The sequence below is a fragment of the Chitinophaga vietnamensis genome (assembly GCF_902167635.1).
GTDB lineage: Bacteria > Bacteroidota > Bacteroidia > Chitinophagales > Chitinophagaceae > Chitinophaga > Chitinophaga vietnamensis.
The window spans coordinates 384,341-405,066 of sequence record NZ_CABHMS010000004.1 but is presented as its reverse complement, the minus strand read 5'-3'; the positions used below and the strand labels follow the sequence as shown (position 1 = coordinate 405,066).

20 protein-coding genes are annotated in these 20,726 nt (G+C 42.8%); 11 read left to right on the top strand and 9 right to left on the bottom strand.

Annotated features, from left to right (window positions below):
* Positions 1-74: 74 nt before the first annotated feature.
* Positions 75-299 carry a helix-turn-helix transcriptional regulator gene (locus FPG75_RS12835; protein WP_143307259.1) on the bottom strand — a complete coding sequence of 75 codons (225 nt, stop codon included), beginning with the start codon at positions 297-299 and terminating at the stop codon, positions 75-77.
* A 605-nt stretch (positions 300-904) separates the two neighbouring features.
* Here FPG75_RS12835 and FPG75_RS12830 point away from each other — a divergent pair.
* The gene (locus FPG75_RS12830; RefSeq protein WP_143307258.1) at positions 905-1,888 is read left to right on the top strand and encodes a sensor histidine kinase; all 984 of its coding nucleotides are present in this window, start codon (positions 905-907) and stop codon (positions 1,886-1,888) included.
* 348 nt (positions 1,889-2,236) lie between these two features.
* Complete coding sequence (locus FPG75_RS12825; RefSeq protein ID WP_143307257.1) at positions 2,237-2,695, top strand: hypothetical protein; 459 nt, start codon at positions 2,237-2,239, stop codon at positions 2,693-2,695.
* Between the two features lie 72 nt (positions 2,696-2,767).
* Here the strand turns inward: FPG75_RS12825 and FPG75_RS12820 are convergent, their stop codons facing one another.
* Both FPG75_RS12820 and FPG75_RS12815 read right to left on the bottom strand, forming a co-directional pair.
* Positions 2,768-3,931 carry a hypothetical protein gene (locus FPG75_RS12820; protein WP_143307256.1) on the bottom strand — a complete coding sequence of 388 codons (1,164 nt, stop codon included), beginning with the start codon at positions 3,929-3,931 and terminating at the stop codon, positions 2,768-2,770.
* Between the two features lie 157 nt (positions 3,932-4,088).
* The gene (locus tag FPG75_RS12815; RefSeq protein WP_143307255.1) at positions 4,089-4,670 is read right to left on the bottom strand and encodes a Crp/Fnr family transcriptional regulator; all 582 of its coding nucleotides are present in this window, start codon (positions 4,668-4,670) and stop codon (positions 4,089-4,091) included.
* Positions 4,671-4,800: 130 nt separating this feature from the next.
* On the opposite strand from FPG75_RS12815, the gene FPG75_RS12810 reads away from it, so the two are divergent.
* The 5 genes from FPG75_RS12810 (at position 4,801) to FPG75_RS12790 (ending at position 8,881) form a co-directional block, all read left to right on the top strand.
* Positions 4,801-6,144 (top strand): hypothetical protein, encoded by a 1,344-nt coding sequence (locus FPG75_RS12810; protein WP_143307254.1) that lies wholly within the window; start codon positions 4,801-4,803, stop codon positions 6,142-6,144.
* 10 nt (positions 6,145-6,154) lie between these two features.
* The gene (locus FPG75_RS12805; RefSeq protein ID WP_143307253.1) at positions 6,155-6,577 is read left to right on the top strand and encodes a hypothetical protein; all 423 of its coding nucleotides are present in this window, start codon (positions 6,155-6,157) and stop codon (positions 6,575-6,577) included.
* Between the two features lie 424 nt (positions 6,578-7,001).
* Positions 7,002-7,289, top strand: coding sequence for a hypothetical protein (locus FPG75_RS12800; protein ID WP_143307252.1), 288 nt, complete (start codon positions 7,002-7,004; stop codon positions 7,287-7,289).
* Positions 7,290-7,328: 39 nt separating this feature from the next.
* Positions 7,329-7,706 carry a single-stranded DNA-binding protein gene (locus tag FPG75_RS12795; RefSeq protein ID WP_143307251.1) on the top strand — a complete coding sequence of 126 codons (378 nt, stop codon included), beginning with the start codon at positions 7,329-7,331 and terminating at the stop codon, positions 7,704-7,706.
* A gap of 95 nt (positions 7,707-7,801) precedes the next feature.
* Complete coding sequence (locus tag FPG75_RS12790) at positions 7,802-8,881, top strand: DUF932 domain-containing protein (protein ID WP_143307250.1); 1,080 nt, start codon at positions 7,802-7,804, stop codon at positions 8,879-8,881.
* A gap of 230 nt (positions 8,882-9,111) precedes the next feature.
* On the opposite strand, the gene FPG75_RS12785 is transcribed toward FPG75_RS12790, so the two are convergent.
* The gene (locus tag FPG75_RS12785; RefSeq protein WP_143307249.1) at positions 9,112-9,486 is read right to left on the bottom strand and encodes a hypothetical protein; all 375 of its coding nucleotides are present in this window, start codon (positions 9,484-9,486) and stop codon (positions 9,112-9,114) included.
* A 553-nt stretch (positions 9,487-10,039) separates the two neighbouring features.
* Between FPG75_RS12785 and FPG75_RS12780 the strand changes: the two genes are divergently transcribed.
* The 3 genes from FPG75_RS12780 to mobC are packed head-to-tail and all read left to right on the top strand — an operon-like array spanning position 10,040 to position 13,754.
* Positions 10,040-10,423 carry a plasmid mobilization protein gene (locus FPG75_RS12780; RefSeq protein ID WP_143307248.1) on the top strand — a complete coding sequence of 128 codons (384 nt, stop codon included), beginning with the start codon at positions 10,040-10,042 and terminating at the stop codon, positions 10,421-10,423.
* Positions 10,408-11,718 (top strand): relaxase/mobilization nuclease domain-containing protein, encoded by a 1,311-nt coding sequence (locus FPG75_RS12775; protein WP_143307247.1) that lies wholly within the window; start codon positions 10,408-10,410, stop codon positions 11,716-11,718. Before FPG75_RS12780 ends, FPG75_RS12775 begins: the two co-directional genes overlap by 16 nt.
* A 44-nt stretch (positions 11,719-11,762) precedes the next feature.
* Entirely contained in the window at positions 11,763-13,754 is a 1,992-nt protein-coding gene (mobC, locus tag FPG75_RS12770; RefSeq protein WP_143307246.1) for a conjugal transfer protein MobC, read from the top strand.
* Between the two features lie 45 nt (positions 13,755-13,799).
* Here the strand turns inward: mobC and FPG75_RS12765 are convergent, their stop codons facing one another.
* From FPG75_RS12765 to FPG75_RS12750, 4 genes are all read right to left on the bottom strand, one after another.
* On the bottom strand, positions 13,800-14,873 hold the full coding sequence (locus FPG75_RS12765) for a hypothetical protein (protein WP_143307245.1): 1,074 nt from the start codon (positions 14,871-14,873) through the stop codon (positions 13,800-13,802).
* A gap of 396 nt (positions 14,874-15,269) precedes the next feature.
* Positions 15,270-16,301: a hypothetical protein gene (locus FPG75_RS12760; protein ID WP_143307244.1), complete on the bottom strand. Its 1,032-nt coding sequence runs from the start codon at positions 16,299-16,301 to the stop codon at positions 15,270-15,272.
* 4 nt (positions 16,302-16,305) lie between these two features.
* Positions 16,306-17,658 (bottom strand): hypothetical protein, encoded by a 1,353-nt coding sequence (locus tag FPG75_RS12755; RefSeq protein WP_143307243.1) that lies wholly within the window; start codon positions 17,656-17,658, stop codon positions 16,306-16,308.
* Positions 17,659-17,882: 224 nt separating this feature from the next.
* Positions 17,883-18,707 carry an ImmA/IrrE family metallo-endopeptidase gene (locus FPG75_RS12750; protein WP_143307242.1) on the bottom strand — a complete coding sequence of 275 codons (825 nt, stop codon included), beginning with the start codon at positions 18,705-18,707 and terminating at the stop codon, positions 17,883-17,885.
* A 238-nt stretch (positions 18,708-18,945) separates the two neighbouring features.
* Here FPG75_RS12750 and FPG75_RS12745 point away from each other — a divergent pair, with 238 nt between their 5' ends.
* The gene (locus tag FPG75_RS12745) at positions 18,946-19,362 is read left to right on the top strand and encodes a Fic family protein (RefSeq protein ID WP_143307241.1); all 417 of its coding nucleotides are present in this window, start codon (positions 18,946-18,948) and stop codon (positions 19,360-19,362) included.
* A 149-nt stretch (positions 19,363-19,511) separates the two neighbouring features.
* On the opposite strand, the gene FPG75_RS12740 is transcribed toward FPG75_RS12745, so the two are convergent.
* On the bottom strand, positions 19,512-20,723 hold the full coding sequence (locus FPG75_RS12740; protein ID WP_143307240.1) for an MFS transporter: 1,212 nt from the start codon (positions 20,721-20,723) through the stop codon (positions 19,512-19,514).
* Between the last annotated feature and the right edge of the window lie 3 nt (positions 20,724-20,726).

Genomic DNA, 20,726 nt, shown 5'->3' with positions numbered 1-20,726 from the left:
GATACAGAAAGCAATGGCTTGGATAGGCTATCTACCGCTGACGCATATATGAAAAAGATAAAGAGATGATGTTATTATTCCAGGTTATCAACGTCTTTCATAGGATTCAGCAGATCGGTGGCCTCTACTTTCAAAAATTTGGCAATAGCAAAAAGTCGCTCTATGGAGGGCTGTTTAAAATTCCTGCTCCAGGTGGATACAGCGCCTTTGGACACACCAAGCGCCTCAGCTAAATCTTCATTTGATTTCTTTTTAAGCGCCAGCACAGCTTTGATTCTGTTATATGTAGGTTTGCTCATCGAAGTTTTCGTTATTGAGCAAATATATTATTCTCTAATTTATTGATTTTGAATCAAATGAATACCTATTGAATCATAAGAAAATCTTTTAGTATCACATTTAATACTTTTTGGTTCTTTCAAAAATTTATAATAATTTTATGTCGAAAAGATTTTCTTATGCAACATATTGTTTCAGTATAAGTACAAAAAGATTCTTTTTTAAAAAATTAGTCTGAGTGTTCGCAAAAAACACTTAAAAGTTATATTTGTAGCTTCAACTGATATTTTGAAGCAACACACAAGGGTCTCGTTTCAGAAAACTGGTAATTTTTAAGATGACGAGAGATGAAGTGAGTTGCTCACGTGATACTGCGTGGGCTTCACTTTCTCGTCATCGGGTATACCAGTACCTCTGAAATGGATTGTGAATGCCTGCGCTTTTTTTGCCCCAACCGCATTCCCCCTTCACTTAGTTCCACATTGTAATCTCCTGAAAGCGAACCAACAGTTTCGCAGCCTATCAGCTGTGTATACAAATTTGATCACAACTTGATCATAACTTGATCATAACTGTGTTCGCAGATAGCCGAGCTTTGAGATCGTTAATAAAAAAACATTAAATTATGGAAAACAAAGACAGTATTAGCTTTCCCAAGTGGCACAAAAAACCGTGGAGGCTAAATAAGAAAGAAATCAAAGACCCTTCCCCGGTGCTGACAGCGTTCTTCAGAGAATATCCGCTTCCAGATATCAGGGAATCATTAACAAGGTGGCAAGAACGCGCGCTATTATCAGAAACTCCCGCACCGCTGGAATACATCTGGTTCAGAGAAGAGCTTGAAAAATGCCTGGAAGCCGCATTCCAGATATCAAAACGCGAAATACGCCTAAAAAACAAGTATACTGTAAGCGACCCTGAAATATTGAAATTTATTGCCCTTCTTACACACGAGCTAAATGGTCAATTCTCAGGAGTTATACAGGCACTTGAAATCATCGACGGCCATAAAGAAGCCCACCAAAGTGAATGTAGCACTAAGTTTATAGAATATTTCAACTATATCAAGATTCTTGCATCCAATACACTCTCAGTCCTTGACAACATGAGAAGCACGGTCAGCTTTTACGAAGGAAAAACAAGACTGATCGCAAACCGTAGTACTTTCGATGCAGACCTTGTTTTACAATCATGTATATCCATCTTTCAGCAGCCCTTTATCTCCGATCTGTCCCTCATCGAAATTGACATTGAACAGGTGAGAGAGCTGGAACTGTTTACTGACAAAGAAAAACTTAAACAGATTGTTCACAATCTACTTCTGAATGCGATTAAACACGGTACCCCGAACAAACCTATAAAATTATTGGCATCAACATTTGACAATCATCTGATCATCAGTGTTATAAATGTAGGCATATCAATTTCGAAAGACAAGCTGAGGTGGATATTCGAGCCATTTAAGGTTTTAGACCAGGGAAAAGCTGGTATGGGCATTGGCCTTTTTGTCTGTAAACTTTATGCTGAGCTCTTGGGAGGAAGGATATCAGCGAAACTCATTCAGGAAAATGAAATAAAGTTTACACTTGTCATTCCTGTAAAACTTTAGCAAGCCAAGCTCACAGCTGATAAGGAGTTAAAATAAATGATGATCAATGAAAAAAAATGAACTATTTGATATCCACACTTTTTTGTCTGACCTACCAAAATTCTTTAAAGGAAGGATCTGTGAAGAGTGTGCATGGAGCATTCCCACGTTCTACAGGAAAATGCGCATGGATTGTAATCCGGACGAAGACGGAAAAATAACCCATTCATTAAGCAACGCAGAAAAGGATAAAATTCATGATGTTCTACGAGAAGTAAAAGAAAGATTGCAGGAATATAACAGTTGACATCTACCGATTGTGAAACTCAATGCCAATACCATGCAAGATTTGCTTATAAAACAAAATCCATGAAGAAAGGCTTATTGCATACATTGATTGAGATGACAGGATATTGTTCTGACTGGGAACTGCGGGAACTATGTTGGGAATGGGCTGAATACATATGCGCCGGAGGCAATAAAACCTGGGGAGTAAAAGAGCGTTGTGAATTCCTAATATTCTTATCTCTAGTTTTAAGAATTATTGAATTATCATTCAAAATTAAAGAGTGTCTAATACAAAAGAGTAGAACTGTTCCCACCTCAATACATTCGGGAGATTTGGCAGATTTTATAACTGAGTTTCGTTCCTGCAATGAGTACTATAATTACGAAAGCTGGGAAGTATTATTTGATAAATATAGTCATATCCTATTCACAGATGATTACACACATCCTACCGGCATCACCGTCGTCCGAATGGCAGCTTCTTATCTAAAACGTTTCATTCTCTCCTTTCAGGAAATTCAAATAGAGAATCATGACTGAATCTTGTGATCATTTTCATTGTGATAAAATATGACCATTTCAACAGGGTCCAACCAAAGGCTTGCCATCAGGCTACATTTTCTTGCAGACATTAGCCAGCATGATAAGCATATCATAAAGCCTTTCTTTATTGCGCGGATCAATATCGTAGTAAGAGCTCTGTAAATGAGTGTAGGAAATTTTCTCCTGTTTCATGCTACTATAATGTTGAGAAATAAACTCCAACATTTTCTTTACATTAGTATTCAGAATAACACCACCTTCTTTAAACACTCTTACTGCCGCTGCCATAACCGGCACTGGCAATGTTGTTTGAATTTTAAACTCTCCACTGATCGTACCGGAGTCGGCAGGCTGGAAAGGCGATGCGCGCAAAAACGTCAATTCCTCTTCCAGCCTGTTCATTATCTGGTCGGAAATATCCGGCAAGTCGGCCAGCAGTGGTATTTTTGAAGAGGTGCTAACCTGCTGAATTAAAATCCTTAAATGATAGACAGCACGTATCTTCTCATCTGTTGATCCAGCCTTATTCAAAAGGGACACCATATATTCATTTATGAAATAACTGGTGAATGCAGATGAGTTATAATTAATCCTGATCAGCAGTTCAACAAGAATGGGGAGCTCCCGACCCGACTTGCTATAAAGCGGTGACCACATGAGCTCTTGCCAGGCGCCAATTACATATTTATAATTCCTGTAGCTGAGGTGTGGCTGCTGGCTGGTTATGAAGGCACGTACATGATCAACGACAATTTGCACCAACCTGGCGTCCTGCTTCAATTTAAAGAGTTTATCTTCGAGATTCCCGATATCACGGCCAAGCTGCTCCCGGCATGACCTGAGATAACTTTCAGGTACTTTTCGATCCTGTTCAAAATATCTACCAAAGCTATTTTCCAGTAATTCGAGAATATCAGTAATACACGCTTGGAGCCTTATATATATAATATCCAGCAACTTATTTGAAAACCGCTGCTCACAGGCATCCAGCTCATCCAGCAAATAGTACAACATAAACTGATATCGCTGCACCATCGCCGCCATTTCACTTTCGCTTGCCGTCCAGAAGATATCCCGCAATAATTCATGCCGAACTCTCTTTCTCTCTGAATCGATCCGCTTCAAGCTCTCTCTCACAAATGCGGCGTTGATGAGATTTGAATGTGCATGTACATCTGCCAAGGTTTGGGAAATAAACAATTCAAACCACTCCAATAAAAAATTCCTACACATCGGGTGATCATTTATTCTTCACGGTGGGAAATAAGATAGTTATCCTTCCTGACAATTAACCAGTACCGAATACAACACAAACTGCCTTGACAAAGAGTTGTTCCATTTTGATCACCACGAAATTAAAATGGTATTATTTACATCAAATTGACAACCGTCAATTAATCCTGGAATTTCGTATACGCGATAACGTTTCAATCGTCATACCTAAATAAGAAGCGATGTACTTGCCAGGAACTTCCAGTATGATCTGAGGATAATTCTTCTCCAAAAACTCGTACCGCTCAATAGCCCGGCTTCTCCGCATAAAGAAGGCACGTTCTTCGCTTTTCATATAATAGTACTCGGTGAGCTTTCGGCCAACGACATTAAATTCTACGTGTTTATTGTATATCCTGTTGAGATCATCGTAATGCATGAAGACCAATTCACTTTCCTTCAGTGTTTCGATGCACTCCGAGCTTGGTTTCCTGGTGAAGAAGCTGTACACAGAGATGATCACATCACCTGCTGTCATAAGCCAGCTGGTCATATCTTCGCCATCTTTCTCATAGTATGCACGCAGTGTTCCACTTTTTACAAAGTATATGTAGTTGTTGATTTCTCCTTCACGTAGCACAAGTTCTTTTTTGGAATATTTTCGGTAAATAAGCCGTTCTGCCAAATCCTGGCGCAGTTGCTCCGAAAGAGGATATATTGAATTCAGGTATTCGAGAAGTGGCTCAAAATGTGGGTTCATTTTAGAATATGGTTATATCGGGTTATAAAAAGCAGGTTCAATCATTTCACATACAGATACTTATATATAATTGACACATGTCAATCTGCGCTGCTTGTCAAGAAGGTAATTTGCTGAAAACCTCAAAGCTATGAAAAACTATATTGCATTTATTCTCATTTTCATTCTGGCCTGTAGCTGGTCGTCCTGTAAAAAAGATAATTCTCCTGCTGCGCCAGGGACACCTATCACTGTAACGGATGCACGAGCATATTTTGAGAAACTATCACCGGACACCACACCTGGTACATTTCCCAAAGCTCCGGTAGTAACTAAAAAAGTAGACTGGAGCCTTGCCAAAGAAAGAACGTACCAAGGCGCAAAGGTTATTCTGGTTCCAATTCCTGAAATACGGTTACGTGTCCAGCAGTCTTCTGATACTGCATACAGATCCGTCAACCATTTCCTCCTTTTCCAAAAAGATGATAGCGGTGGTATTATTATGGAACGCCTCTTCATGTTTTCAGGTTCATCACCGCAACTGCAAAGAGATCTTTTTGTTTTTGATGAGAAGGGAATGTACAAAACCAGTTATATACTAAAGAATGGTTCCGTTCTTCATACCTCTGTAAATACCGGTACTGTTGCCAACGGCACAGCAAGGGGGCAAACTGTTTGTACTGAAACTGACTGGTATCAATGTACTTACATTGGCGGTGTCAGCTATGGTTGTCAGTACAACTATACCACCGTCCAGTGCATGGACATTCCAGACGGCACAGATCCAGGAAGCTCATCGCCAGGTGAGCCCACTGCCGGCTCACATTCGGGTGTAATTCTTGATCTCACCAATGTGACACTGGTGACACCTCCTCCACCCAAAAATATAATTAATTTTACTGACTTCACAAAATGTTTCACCAGTACAGGGTTAGCAGGATACACAGTGAAATTATGCGTGAAACAGCCGAAGCCAGGCACAAGGGCTGTAATATCAGATCAGAATGGTAATGTGAGCTATCCAGTTGTGCTCAAAAATGACTTTACTGTAGGACACACTTTTATTACATTCAGTCAGGCTTATTACAGGAATAGCACTACGATAACCAGGACCATCGGTTTTTATCCTGCGGGAAATGTAACTCCGCTTAACTTCATGTCTGCCGGGGTATTCGGTGATGATGCATCTACCGACTATGATGTTTCCGTAACCTTCACGGTTGATGCCAATACTTTTTTTAGTATTCTCGGAGGGTTTATGAATCTGGGCTCCAAATCTTACAATTTGAATAGCAACAACTGCACATCTACAGCTATCGATGCGCTAAATAGTGCTGGCTTAAAAGTGCCTCGCACTAGTGGCATATGGCCAGCTGGTGAAGGCCCCGACCCAGGTGATCTCGGAGAAGATTTGCGGAACTTGCCCATACAAGGGAAAATGACATCCAAAGATTTCCACGGACAATCTCCCGCGAATGTTGGTTTTTGTAATTAAATTTGATATCATGAAAATTCTATTTGTTGTCCTTGCGTTACAACTTTCCTGCGCTCCGGCCAAGATGCCGCAAGACACGCAATGTATTAATTGGGAGAAAGCGAAGTCATTCAAAATCTATAGATGGCCGTACGCAAAATACCTGCCCGACCTGACGTGGAATGTTATAGACAGTTTACAAGGTGCAGAGATATCTGTATCTGATTTCCGCAGAATCCTGAGCACATCTACCTGTGATGATTCAAAAAAGTATACTTGGAAAGTCTACTTCCTTGGTGTAGTAACAACTGAGGATGGTGAACGCCATAAACTGATTGTGAGTTCAAGAGGGGACGTAATACGTGAGCCTGAAAAATCATTATACACATTGCCCGATGATAGTGTGAATGAGTGGGGTACATTAATTAAGGAAGCCGCAAGCAAACTTAAATAGATAGCCCATTTCAGGCACATACGAAATTCGTTTTACTTTTATATCATAAGGGCTCCTTTCCTGGAGCCCTTTTTCATTGATTCAGCAGAAAGTCATTCATGCAGTTCTTACAGAACCATTGATTGTTGCCTACCTGCTCCAATTTTGGAGATCAGTTGATCATTCTATATAACACCCGTTGCGACGCTCCGTTCAACCTAATATCTACTATAGATCATTCTCTTTCCTGGTTTCTGAAGACCTGGGATATCTACTCATTCTCCCCTCCGAAAGATAAAGTACCATTCAGCTCGTACGAAAGTCTGCGCCTCCGCTCCGCTACGGCTGGCCTGCGGTTGAGCAAAAAAAATCTCCACCACGTTCATGATGATTTCTTCAATGGACCGCGGTCGTATTTTTTTTCCTCAAACTTTCTCCCTCCTTCATGGCACTTTGGCTGGTCGCTACGGTTGTATGGCAGGCAGGGCGCCGAGCCTTAAATATTCTTCATTCTAAAAAAGACGACATGAAACAAAATCATCTTTCCCGCTTGATGCGGCTATCATGGCGGATTCAGCGCGAACGCCATATATCAAGGTCTAAAGCCCTTTTCTCTGCATGGGCTATCCTCCTGAACGAAGACATAACAGTATGGTTCCTGATCAAAAAGCACAGCCACACCAGTTATCCAAATCGTGTAAACCCAGAACAGTTAACACTTATAGGAGATTGAACAAAACATCATTTTTATTCACGTCAAAAAATTACAGTTATGGAAATCATTGGAAGATTAACTGCAGATGCAATAATAGCAAAGGTTACAGACAATAAACAGGTAGTAAATTTCAATATTGCAATTAATGAATACTATCGTCCCAAAGGTAGCACAGAAATAAAAAAGACCACTACTTACGTATCCTGTTCCTATTGGATTAGTACCAAAGTTGCCGACCTGTTGAAAAAAGGCACACTGGTACAGCTAAGTGGCAGGCTGGGTGTAAACGCTTATTCTGTTGCAGGCGAAGCGCGCGCCAAAATCACTTTCCGTGTTAACACTGTAAGGATTCACAAGATGAAGAGCAGCCAGGCCAATACGCCTACTACCGACAATACTACCTCTGTAACGGCTACCGACGATCTGCCGTTTTAGCATTTATATCCGCCCGGTATCCGGGCGGATAAAACCTTTCACTTTTTACCGCAGTTTCCCCTCCTGCGGCCTATAAATTAATATTGGGTTATTGTATGGCACATAATATTTTTTTCAACGAACAAACTGGCAAACATAGTTTCTTTTCTGTACAACAGAAGGCATGGCACGGGCTGGGGCAAGTCGTAGAGGATTACCCTACCAGCGAAGAAGCCATCAAATTTGCAGGGCTTGACTACCTTGTGGAAAAACGCCCATTATTTACCTACGATAGCGAAAAATGCGCGAACAGTTTAAAAAGGCAGGACGAAGATTTCAGTATTATCATCCCTGAAATTGAAGTGCCTAACTACTACGCCACCGTACGTACAGATAACGAGGCCGTGCTGGGTGTTGTGGGCAAAGATTACAAGGTGGTGCAAAACACAGATGCCTTTTCTTTCTTTGACTCCATCGTTAGTGGCGACGGCATTCTTTATGAAACTGCCGGGGCACTTGGTGCGGGAGAACGCATATTTATTACCGCCAAACTTCCCCGGTATATCCGCGTGGGAAATGATGACCTGATAGAGCAATACCTGTTTCTTACTACTTCTCATAACGGCTTGGGAAGCATCACAGCAGCATTTACGCCTATACGCATCGTTTGCAACAATACGCTGAATGCCGCCATGCGTCACCATTCCAACAGTATAAGAATCAGACACACCGGAAGCGCAAAGGAGCGACTAGCGCAGGCCCACAGGGTAATGGGCCTTGTCAACAAACTATCTATACGACTGGAGGAGGTTTTTAACCACTGGGCAAAAGTCAGGATCACCGACCCCGAGGTAAAAAAACTTATTCAGCTGGCGATGGTACCGAACAAAGAAGTATTGCAGAAACTACAAGCCGATAGAAGGGATGATCTGTCCGCCGCTTTTAACAACATTGTTGAAGATGCCTATCAGTATGCTATGAGCAACAGCACACAACAGACAGATACCACACGCGGCACCGTATTCGGTGCATATAATGCTGTCAGTGGCTACTTTCAAAATGTACGAACGTACAAGAACCAGGAAATGAAACTAAACTCCATTATAAATGGCACCGCACAGCTGCGTACTCAGGCTGCATTTAATCTCTGTGAAGCATTTGCCAGCAAAGGAATGGAAGCATTAATCTTCAATTGATCAAAACAGGGGGAGCGATGCTCCCCACTGCTTTTTTTCCTGCTCGAATCCTTTAAAGCGCTGTTTTTGTATAAAAACGGCCTGCCCTTCGGGACAGGCCGTTGAGGATATTTCAGAAGCAGGTAGCCTCAAACCTCACACCACCTGAACTACAATAAAAAATCCGGGCAGGAATACCCGGAACACTTTACCTATAACTGAAACTACGAAACCAATCTATCTCCGGAAGCCTATGGCTCCAGACTTATACGCTGCTCCCCTGTTTCCACCACTCCTGCCGTCCGTAGCACTACATTGCCATTGCTGTTCTTATCAGCGGTCAGCTCATACAGCACATCGACCGGGCAATTCCTGAAATCTATGCGAGCGTCAGCGAGCTTATAGGCATCACTCCCCTTCCTCCGAAATACTGTCAACCGGAATTTCTTTTCTGTTTCTGCTTCCCGGAAAAAGCACGTAATACCTGTGCCGGTTTTCGTCCATATTTTGAAATCCAGGAAAGCACGAACTGTTCCGATAGGCAGGTGGGCTGTATCAAACAGATAATCGCTTGGCTCATATCCGGCAGCAATGGCCTCATTGAAGGTTTGCACATTTCCATCCATCGCATTTGATTTTTGATTAACGAATATGATACAAAACTAACGTAAACCAATATACGTAGCCCGTATAGAATAGACACAGGTATTTGCTGAACCCTTGTGCAACATTAGCTTTGCAGCAATAAATACTGATTGATGAAATTTGAAAATGTAGATGTATGATGATCAGTTACAGCATATCTGTTTCTATCCCAGGCCGGCCCATTGGTGATCTGGCTGCCAGTTTTTCAGTACCGCAATATCAATGTAGATGCATCGCGATGGATACCGCCACCCATCATCTTTCTTTATCTCGCTCATTTTTTTCCGATGATGGGGACAGAAATAAAATCACCCGCTACCTCCTTCCAGGTTTATCATCGTCGGCTGGCAGGTACCTAAATCCAAGGCGCCTTTTACATCCGGAAGGCACCGCTCCAGGGTACCATTGATGGCACCCGGCGAGATGTACCGTTGTTGCACAACGGAATCTCGCCGCACGCCTCCGAAGTCGGCAGCGGTGTATTTCTCAATTCCTCGGAACTCGGAATTTCTTCAAGAAAAGAACAGGATACTTATGAACATTAAGGAAAGAAAGTGGATTAGCATACGGGTGAAGCCGGCAGAATACCGGCAGATATTTCAGCTTTATCAGGCGACCACCTGCCGCAAGTTAAGCGAATATGTCAGGGCAGTTTTACTTCGTATGCCCGTTACGGTGAAGCACCGTAATCAGTCTGCCGATGACCTTTTGACAGAGCTAATCACTATGAAAAATGAGCTACGCGCCATCGGCAACAACTTTAACCAGGCTGTTAAAAAGCTGCATACCCTGCGCGAACAACCCGAATACCTGGCCGGGATTCTCTCATATGAAAGACAGCAGCAGGAGCTGCTACAAAAGGTAGCTGAGATAAACCAGCGTATGAACCAAATCTATCAGCAATGGTTGCAAAGATAAAAACGCCTAAAAGTATCCTACGGGTACTCAACTATAACGAGAATAAAGTGAAGGAAGGAAACGCGCGGCTGATACATGCCGGTAATTTCCTGCAGGAAAAAGAGGATATGAACTTCTATGATAAGCTGGACCGCTTTGAGCACCTCCATGCACTCAACCAGCGGACAGCCAACAAAACGGTTCATATCTCCCTCAACTTCCATCCAACAGAAACCTTCTCCGTTGAAAAGCTGGCCGGCATAGCTGATGACTACATGGAGCGCATTGGCTTTGCCAAACAACCCTACCTGGTTTATGAACATTTTGACGCCGGCCACCCTCATATCCATATTGTTACCTCCTGCATACAGGCAACAGGCCGCCGTATTCCATTGCACAATATCGGCAGGGACAAGTCCGAACCCGCTCGCAAAGTCATTGAATCACGCTATGGGCTTGTGCGGGCCGAAGACCAACGGCGCCAGCAGCAGAACATTCAGCCGGTAAGTGCGCAGAAGGTGATCTATGGGCGAACGGAAACCAAAAGAAGTATTACTAATGTGCTGGATGCTGTGCTGAAGACCTATAAATATAGCTCTTTACCAGAGCTGAATGCCATTCTACGCCTCTATAATGTAGCAGCAGACCGGGGAAAGGAGGATTCCCGCATCTTTCAGAAAGGCGGGCTTCTGTACCGTATCCTGGATGATCATGGCAATAAGGTAGGCGTTCCCATCAAAGCCAGCTCCATTCACAGCAAACCCACGCTGGCCTACCTGGAAAATCAGTTTCAGAAAAACCAGCCGCTAAAAGAAGGCCATGCGGTGCGGCTGAAAACGGCTATAGACTGGACGCTTGCCGGAAAACAGCCCCTCTCCCTTCCCCAGCTGATCACTGCCCTGGAAAAAGAGGGTATTGCCACCGTCAGGAGGCAGAGCGCCGCCGGCCAGCTTTACGGTATCACTTTCATTGACCACCGGACCCGGTGTGTCTTTAACGGCAGCGACCTGGGCAAACAATACAGCGCTGCCGGCCTGCAGAAAAGATGCACTTCACCGGACCAGGAAGCCCAGCGCCCTTCTCAGGCTGCACACCAGCGGCAAAATACCGCCCCGCAAAAACCTGCGGCAGCGGAAGCCGGGCAGGCCCCTGATAACAGCTTGCATAAGATTGATGCAGCTCATACCACTAATACGTTACCGGTAGCTATAGTCGGTAACCTTGTTGAACAACTGTTTCAGCCTGAATATAATTTTCAGGGACCGGAACACCATAAGGGGAAAAAGAGGCGGAAACGCCCATCTGTTGACGATTAAAGTACCCATGCGCTTGTGCAGAAGGGAAATGGAGGAATTGGAAAATGCGCACAGGAGAAAACGAGCAGGGTCTGCGGAAGATCCTGGACCTTACCCGCTTGATCAGCATTGTCGTGCTGGTCATGCACTTTTATTATTATTGTTATGGTGCCTTTCACGCCTGGCACTGGACAGCCGAGATCACCGACCGGCTGCTGGAAAACATTTCCAAAACAGGTCTTTTTTCTTATTTCCATAAATCCAAGCTGATTGCCCTGGACTTCCTGGGCATCACCCTGCTGGGAGCTCAGGGCCGCAAGGATGAAAAGATAAAGTATGGTGCCGCGCTGTCATATATGACCTGCGGCCTGTTGCTATACTTCATCAGCTATCTCATTTTCCTGCTGCCGACCGACGCCCTCACACGGGGTACCTTATATATAGGTATCACCGCGGCAGGTTATATCCTCATCTTAACCGGCGGTACCCTGCTATCCCGCGTCCTGAAACTGAAGATCAACCGTGCTGATATCTTCAATAAGGAAAGCCAGTCCTTCCCGCAGGAAGAGCGCCTGCTCACCAATGAGTTTTCCATCAATATCCCCGCCACCTATCAGCTCAAAGCCCGTACCCGCAAATCCTGGATAAACCTGATCAACCCTATGCGAGGCTGCCTGGTGTGCGGCCAGCCCGGTAGCGGTAAGACCTGGTACATTCTGGAAAACATCATCAAACAGCAGATTGAAAAGGGATATGCCCAGTTTATATATGACTATAAGTTCCCGGACCTGTCACAGATCGCCTATAATCACTTTCTCAGGTATAAGCACAGGTATAAAGTTCCTCCCCAGTTCAACGCCATCATCTTTGAAGATCTCAGCCGGACTGCCAGGTGTAACCCGTTGGAGCCGGCGGGCATGACCGATATCACCGACGCCGCAGAAAGCGCCCGCACCATCCTGCTGGGCCTTAACAGGACGTGGTTGCAGCGCAGTGGCGACTTCTTCATAGAAAGTCCAATTATTTTCGTCACCGCCATTATATGGTATCTCCGGAAGTACCGTAATGGGGAGTTCTGCACCCTGCCCCACGTCGTGGAAATGATGCAGGTAGAATACTCAAAGCTCTTTACAGTACTGCGTTGTGAGAAAGACAGGGAACTGGAACTACTCGTCTCTCCCTTCATTACCGCCTTCGAGCAGGACGTAATGGAGCAATTGGAAGGACAGATAGCTGCCGCCAAGATTGCGATGGCCCGCCTGTCATCTCCTGAACTCTATTTTGTGCTTTCCGGCTCGGACCTCAGCCTGGATATCAATAACCCCGATGCCCCGCAAATACTCTGCATGGGAAACAACCCACAGAAGCAGACCGTATATGGCGCCGTATTGTCCTTATATATAAATCGGCTGATAAAGCAGATCAATAAAAAGGGGAAAATCAAGTGCGGTGTGAACTTCGAGGAGTTCCCCACTTTGACAGTAAACGGTATAGATGCCCTGGTCGGTACTGGCAGATCAAATCTCATAGCAACTACCATTGTCATCCAGAACCTGGACCAGGTAAGGAAAGATTATTCCCGGGAAATGGCGGATGTGCTGATGAACCTATGCGGCAATATCATCAGCGGGCAGGTTTCCGGTGATACTGCCAAACAGATGAGCGAACGGATAGGCAAGATCATGCAGGACCGTTCCAGCATTACCGTCAATAGCTCCGATACCTCTGTTAATCATTCTCAGCAGCTGGACCTTGCAGTACCTGCTTCCACAATATCCGGGCTGTCCTCCGGGGAGTTCGTCGGTATCGTTGCCGACAATCCCGGTCAGGAGATAAAACAGAAGGTATTTCACTGCCGGGTACAGAATGACCCGGCCGCCCTGAAGAAAGAGCATGATAAATATAAAGAGCTGCCCGTAGTCAGGAACCTTGATAACAATATAGTCCAGCAGAATTTTTTGCAGATTAAACAGGACGTGCAAGACATTATCAACGCGGAATTGGAGAGGATAATAAATGACCCTGCTCTTGAATCCTTAATCGTCCGGAAGGCATGATAACAAACTGCCGGGCCAATATTGGCGACCGGCTCAAATGTTATACTAATTGGTTCCTTTTAGATCACTTAATAATTTATGGTTAGTATACTTACTTCTCTCTTTACTTACAGAATTAAGCCAATTAACATACATCTCTTCCGGCATTTCTCTATAACCAAGATCCACAAGTTTGCTATATACAGCCTTCATTTGGCCGAATAGTTCATCATCCGGTTTATTGTTCAGCTGAAGGCGTTTTGTATAAATACGTTTCAGCACTTCAGCTTTTAACAATAACGCCTGTGCATTCTGCGGATGGTACTGAAGAGCTAAATCACAACATTTAATCATAAATCCGTCATCATAGTCTTTAATCAAACGCTCATAGCCTTTTGCGAGATCTATTGCACACAGCGCAATTGCCTGCCTATTACTTAGTGTATCCATATAGATGCCACTTCTAATTGCCTCGATTGGTATATACCCAGATGAAGAAATCCAAGCATCAATTGGAAAATCACCAGATGTCAATTCTGTGTTATACCAACCACTTTTTTTACAACGATTCTTGATATAGAGATGGTTGGGAGCCATTGCAAGCCAGCATGTCGCCTCTTGCTCATCACACAGGATTTTATACAGATAAGGAAGGCTATGGCAGTTTCCCTTGTGAGTTACCAGTAACTTAGAAACAAACATATTGGTCCAGTCCTGGTGTCCAAAAAAATCGTCGAAGTTATAGGTGTACGGGTAATTTATCACGTCAATCTTGCCCCTTGTCAGCGTCCGTATTGTATCTTTCATCAATTTAAATACGGCATAGTTATTTTGTAAATTAAGGCTGTCAGGATAATTGTATCCTGTTAAAGGATTAACGTCAGCAAATTTTTGGCATAGAAACGTTAAATGGTATATGTAATCGTCAAATTTTTTATAATCAATTTGCCTGCCCATGAAAGCATATTCCGTAATAAAAACAGCTTTCTTAAATGTTTTTGGCTGATCTTCTTCAACGAGTTTTTTAATAACCAAAAAAGCCGTATCAAAATTTGCTCTTCTTTCTGTTACGTCCTGGCCGTATAATAAAATCGGGGAAACAACTATACTGAAAAGGATTATCTGAATCTTCTTAATCATGGTTTAGGTACTTTTTACGTACAGATGGCAGCAACAGCACTATTAATACAATGGGATAGAACAAAACGGAAAAAATATTAAGCGGCCGTTTTATCCATGAAATTTCTGTGTTTTCACTAATCATCCGGGTAAACTCCATTGTGGGAGCCGTGGCACTGTAACTACCATAGTAGAAAACGTCTACTATAGCCCAGATCACCACCAATATAGATATAAGCCAAAGTATTTTGTTCCTTTTTAGAATCACAAGGATAAAAAACATGGGAATTAATATCGTTATCCAATTTGTAAGCCTACCTGCACCACCTTCTGAAAAAAGGTAGTAAATACTCCCGATTGAAAGAAGAGTAAGAATGACAACTAACAGAACCTTTAAAATCTTCATAATAACATTTTTTATTTCCTCGGGTTATAATATCCTTTCCCCTTCTCACCGTTTACCCCCATCACCGGTTCATACTTGCTCACTGTCTCATTCAATGTAGCTACTCTAGGAGGATACCACTTACCATCTTTTGTCCAAACATATTGTGTCCCATCTTTGCTGGTTCCGAGGTATACCGCTCCATGAACAATTTTCGTCGCACCATATCCAAAATCTTCCTTATAACCAAATGAAATAGCAGTTTGACCAAACTTAAAACTTGATGGGTTACCTGAGACGTTTACATAATTATTCTGAATGTCGTTTACAAACTGAGACTCTGATGTAAAGGTCGAAAAGCCCGGCGTTTCTCCTTGTGTAATAGCTAATGCACAAGTCCAACAATTGTAATTTGTCTCAAATAAATTATTGGCTGTAAAAATATTATGAGAATAGTTATCAGAATTTGTCACCATGTCATTAATAGATGCGTTAATCGCAGCAACACCAGGAATATCATTTGTCAATGCTATTGTACCATCTTTACCCATTGTACTCATTAATTGATCAGCCTTCTTCTGATCAACACCAAGATATTTTGAAAGGGTCTGAGCATTATCCCCCTTCTCCATCCGAACCACTATCTGCCCACCGGTCTCATTTCCTTTCTTATCTTTATTAATTTGCACTTCCGGCACCCATTCTGCAGCTCTGCCATCAGGGTCGATAAATGAAATAGGGTTATTGTAGGTGAAATGATATGGACTCCAGGACGAAAACTTATCTGCCAGTGGATCTATACTATACCATCTGCTGGCTGAGGAATTGTCACTACTGGCTCTAAAAACACTATCACTGTCTAAAAGTAAAACAATTTCTTTTGTCCGGATGTTCATCAGCACGGTTCCGATACGTTGGATGCTATCATTATCGAAAGTTTCAACATGGTCTTTGGAAAGACTATGAACCTTCGATTTTCTGCCAATTGTCTTAAATGGATTCTCCTGTGCCATACAGACGCTACACATAATGCAAAGTAGTAGAATAGAGATAAATGGCTTCATACATTTAATTCTTTGGTGTCAATTTGATTGACTTATTATTTAATTGCAGATGTAAACTTCTTTTCAATTCTCCATTCAGTTGTTTTTCTCTTTCTTTATTAACTGATTTCAACCATGCCTGATATGCTTCTTTCGGCATGGCTTGAAAGCCAAGATCATCAACCTTATCATAAGATGCCAGCATCTTCTTATACTGTGTGTATAACGTTGGGTATTGAGGAAGTTTATCAGGGGGTGGACTTCCGGCATTTTTAATCATGGTCATTGTTTGCTGTGTAAGCAAATTACTCTCCAACAGAAGCATATTGAGATTGTCAGGGTCCATTCGCTTAACTTTTTTGATTGATTCAGCAACAAAACTATCAAATCCATATTTGTGTAAATACCCTAGTGTCAAATCCATGATCATGTACGCCAATAATCTTTTCCTATCCAGCGTATTCATATAGGTCCCCTGTTTTATTGCTGCCGTATTTATAAAGCCAGACTGCATCAGCCAACTATTCGACACCAATATCCCACTTGTAGTCTCAAAGTTAAAATTCCTGCCACTCGGTCCGGGAAACTGAATATAAGAATGCTCAGGAGCTAAAGACAGATACGCGCTGGCCCCAAGCGCTTCTGCAACCATTAAATACATTAATGGCATTGAATGGCATTGCCCTCTTCCCGTTAGCAATAATTTACTCACAAACATATTTTCCCAGTGCTCTTCTCCTTTATAATCCTCAAAATCATACTTCAAAGGAGGAATTTTTCTGCGCTGCCTTGTAGCCGAATTATTGTATATTAAGGTATCTGTAAATAATTTCTGTATAACATAGTTCTTAGATAAATTATCAGTGCTATCAAGTTTTTCCTTCCTAAGTAGATTCTTACAAAGGCCAGCACGAAACTGTATTAGGGCTTTAAATCTATCGTAAGGGAGCTTCTGATCAAAAAAAGCGTTTTCTACTTTATAAACTGCATCCGTAATAGAAAACATACTGTCCGGTAATGTTTCCATTGTTTCCAGCTCATTTAAAGCGGTTTTGTATCCCAAATCAATCCTGTATACTCCGGAGACGGGTACTTTCGATCTTTCATTTTCTTCATTGAAATCCCGCAGGCATTCTTCGACAAGTAACCTCCGATCTTCCCGGCTTTTAAAATGATCAACTTCATTCATTATCCGCATCGTTGATTCATTGATCTGGTTTCCATTATTAGACAAGACGGAAATGGGTGCAAGCGGCTTAAACTGTGGGGTGGCCGGTAAGTTCAAATTACCAACTCCCGGCAACTGCGCATATCCTGAACTGTGGAAGAAAAAGAAGAAGGTCCAGGTATAGGTTAAATATATGGGTTTAATGTTCATACAATGTGGACGAAAGCAGGTTTAAAACCTTGATAAATATAATGATATTCTTTTTTATTTACAAAGAAATCTAAGGCCCCTTCGCCCAATATTAAATACCTGTATAAAAAACAGACCTTTCCGTATAAAGAGCGCCTGCTCACCAAGCCCTCTTATCCGGAAAACAAAAAAACTGCCGGTCAATCCATATGGATAGACCGGCAGCAAAATCTTAAATCAGAGAATCAACTATGCGCACCTCTCACTACTCGTAGCCTACCTGTATCCAGATTAAAATAATTCTGAAAGTCAGTATAGTGCAGGTGTAAAAGACTGCCCATTTCCTCAGCAGTATATCCCAACTGTTCTCTGTATACTTGCAGAATTTCCTTTATCAACATAGGATACTCCCTCAGCGGACTGAGTTCAGGGGGTTCCTGCAGTTTATATCCCAGAGCCGATGGCTGCGCAGACAGGTACTTTGCTTGATTTTCCGTTATGCTTCCTATGTGCTTTGCCTTCATTACCAGCGCTGCCATAGATACTTTCCAATATAACTTCAAATTGGTAAGTACCTTGAAATCCAGATATTCAAAACTTTTTCTAAAGTCATCTGCTGGAACAAGCAGCTCGCTGGCAAACATGAATGCCTCCGCTTCCACATCACGATCTTCCGCAATCGGATTTCTAAAATGCAGGATAAGATGCCCGAGTTCGTGGGCTATTGTGAGCCGGTAACGGTCAGGGCTTAATTTGTTGTTGACAAAAATAAGTGGATGGTTTTTCTCGGTATACTGGCTGATACCGTCGATTTTATCTCCACCAAAATCAAAAGGAACAATGATAATACCGTTATCCTCTATTACTTTAGTAAGGTTATCAACTTTTCCTTTCGGCAGCCTCCACCTCTCACGAAGTAAATGCGCTGCGTCCTGCGGACTGCCGTGCTGGGAGACATCCCAGTGAAACAAATTTGTTTCCGGCAGGTCGATGCTGTTCAATAATTTCTCAATTCCGATACGGATGATATTTCGTTTGGCTTCCGACACAGAAAGATTCTTCTTCGTCATACTTAGCCGCCTACGATAGTATATATAACTGGACGCATATATATTCTCGCTCTACATGAAAACTGCTATAGAATATTCTTCTCTTCATAAAGCTGCAAAACAAAATCAGCCACATGGAAAAGTGGTTCAAATGAACTCCCATCTGGGGTACTTATCAGAACTGGCGTTCTGAAGAAATTAGAGGCATCGCGGGAGCGGTGCCTTTTTTGTTTGTTGAAGAATCGTTATATTTCTGTTTATGAGGACCTACCCGCTTCAAGATGATTTGCTGGAAAGCTTTAGTAATAAAGTTGATGCAAAGAAACTATCGGCGGCTTTCTCAAAATTGGAAGATGCTGAATTATCAACAGCAGACTTTAGTTTCTACACTTCCGTTGCATCTGTTTATTCCAGCAAGATCGAGGGAGAACCCATTGAATTAGATTCTTATATAAAACATAAAAGGTTTGGTATTGAATTCCCGCCAGATTATACCAGAAAAATCGATGACCTATATCTTGCCTACCAATTTGCGAAAGATCATATTCCTGACAGAGAAAACATTTCCACGGTACACGGTATACTGGCCAAGCATATTGTGTCCAAAAACTGGCAGGGTCGCTTCAGAAATCAAAATATGTTGCAAGGCACTGCCTTTTGTGGAAATGCTGAGTAAAGCGGTGGCAGATGGTGATTCGATTAAAAGTTAATACTGTCATTACGCACTGAAACACCCAAATGATTAACACCTTGGTGGTAGCCACTCCTAAGCTAAAAGTTTCAAACCTCGCGTTGGTTACGAGGTCTGTTTTTGGAGTCAAATATTTACCTTTCTTTTCTGAAAACAAACACTGCTACTGCGCCCGCAATAAGTGCGCACATGCCATATAACTGAAAGGCTTTTTCCAGTCCGATGTTGACGATCAGGCTCAATACTAAACTGCCAAGTCCGTATCCAAGAAACAGGAAAAAGGCAAAGAGCCCCGTTGCAGCGCCCTTGTTGGCACTATAAGTGGTAATGATCGCTGCAAACAACGGATGCGAAAGATCAAAGCCCAGTGATAAAAGAGTAACCAGCAAGCACGAAGCCGCCAGGCTGAATCGCTGACTAAGCAGCAGCACCGCTAACGACCCAACGAAAATGCCCAATGGTATGATTTTACTCCTGCCATAGCGGTCTGCCAGTTTTCCCAGAAAAGGCCCCAGCAATAGCCCGGGAATGCCATAGCCGAGTAAAGCCAGACCAATCTGCATTTCATTCAATCCATAATTTTTATAGAAAAAGTATCCCAACCACGCGAAGACCCCGCTGTGAAACATACCGTTGAACATTACATAACTATAACCCCACCTGGCCCGTTTTTGCGAGAGGATAGTGCGGAAGGTTGCCAGGATATCCTTCTGATTATTGATAACCTTCTCCGCTGTATCAAATAACCAATGTCTCCATACGATGATCATGAGCGAAATAACCAAACCGGCTGCTGCAACGCCCACAAATAGCCATCTCCAGCCAATCAATGAAGAAGACAGCGCCCCAACGCTGGAACCAAGGGCGGTACCGCCTGCCATGCAGCCAAAGAAAATGCCGAGTGCATGTCCTCTTCGTTCGTAAGGATAGGTATCGCTGATCCAGCTAATAGTGGTTGGCGCTACACCGGCTGCACCCATTCCTGTAAGCAACCGTAAGAGGATCATCTGGTTGATGTCATCAACAATTGTAGTGGCTAGCGTTAGCATGGTAAACAACAGCAAGGATAAAATGATGACCTTAAATCTTCCCAGCCTGTCGCTTAAAGGAGCGTAGAACAGTGTAAAAAGGCCATAACCCAGCAGGTAGGAAGGTTCTATAAAACTTGCATGCCTGACCGTTGTCTTGAAATATCCCGATAACATAGGCAGCAAAGGGGCCACCATCAATCCCTGAAAAAATATGACAAAAGTAGCCAGCGAAATAACCAATACGGGCAACATAGAGGTTTTGCGCTGTTTAACGTTATCCCCCCTGACGGCTGTGATTTCATTACTCAATTCCATTTG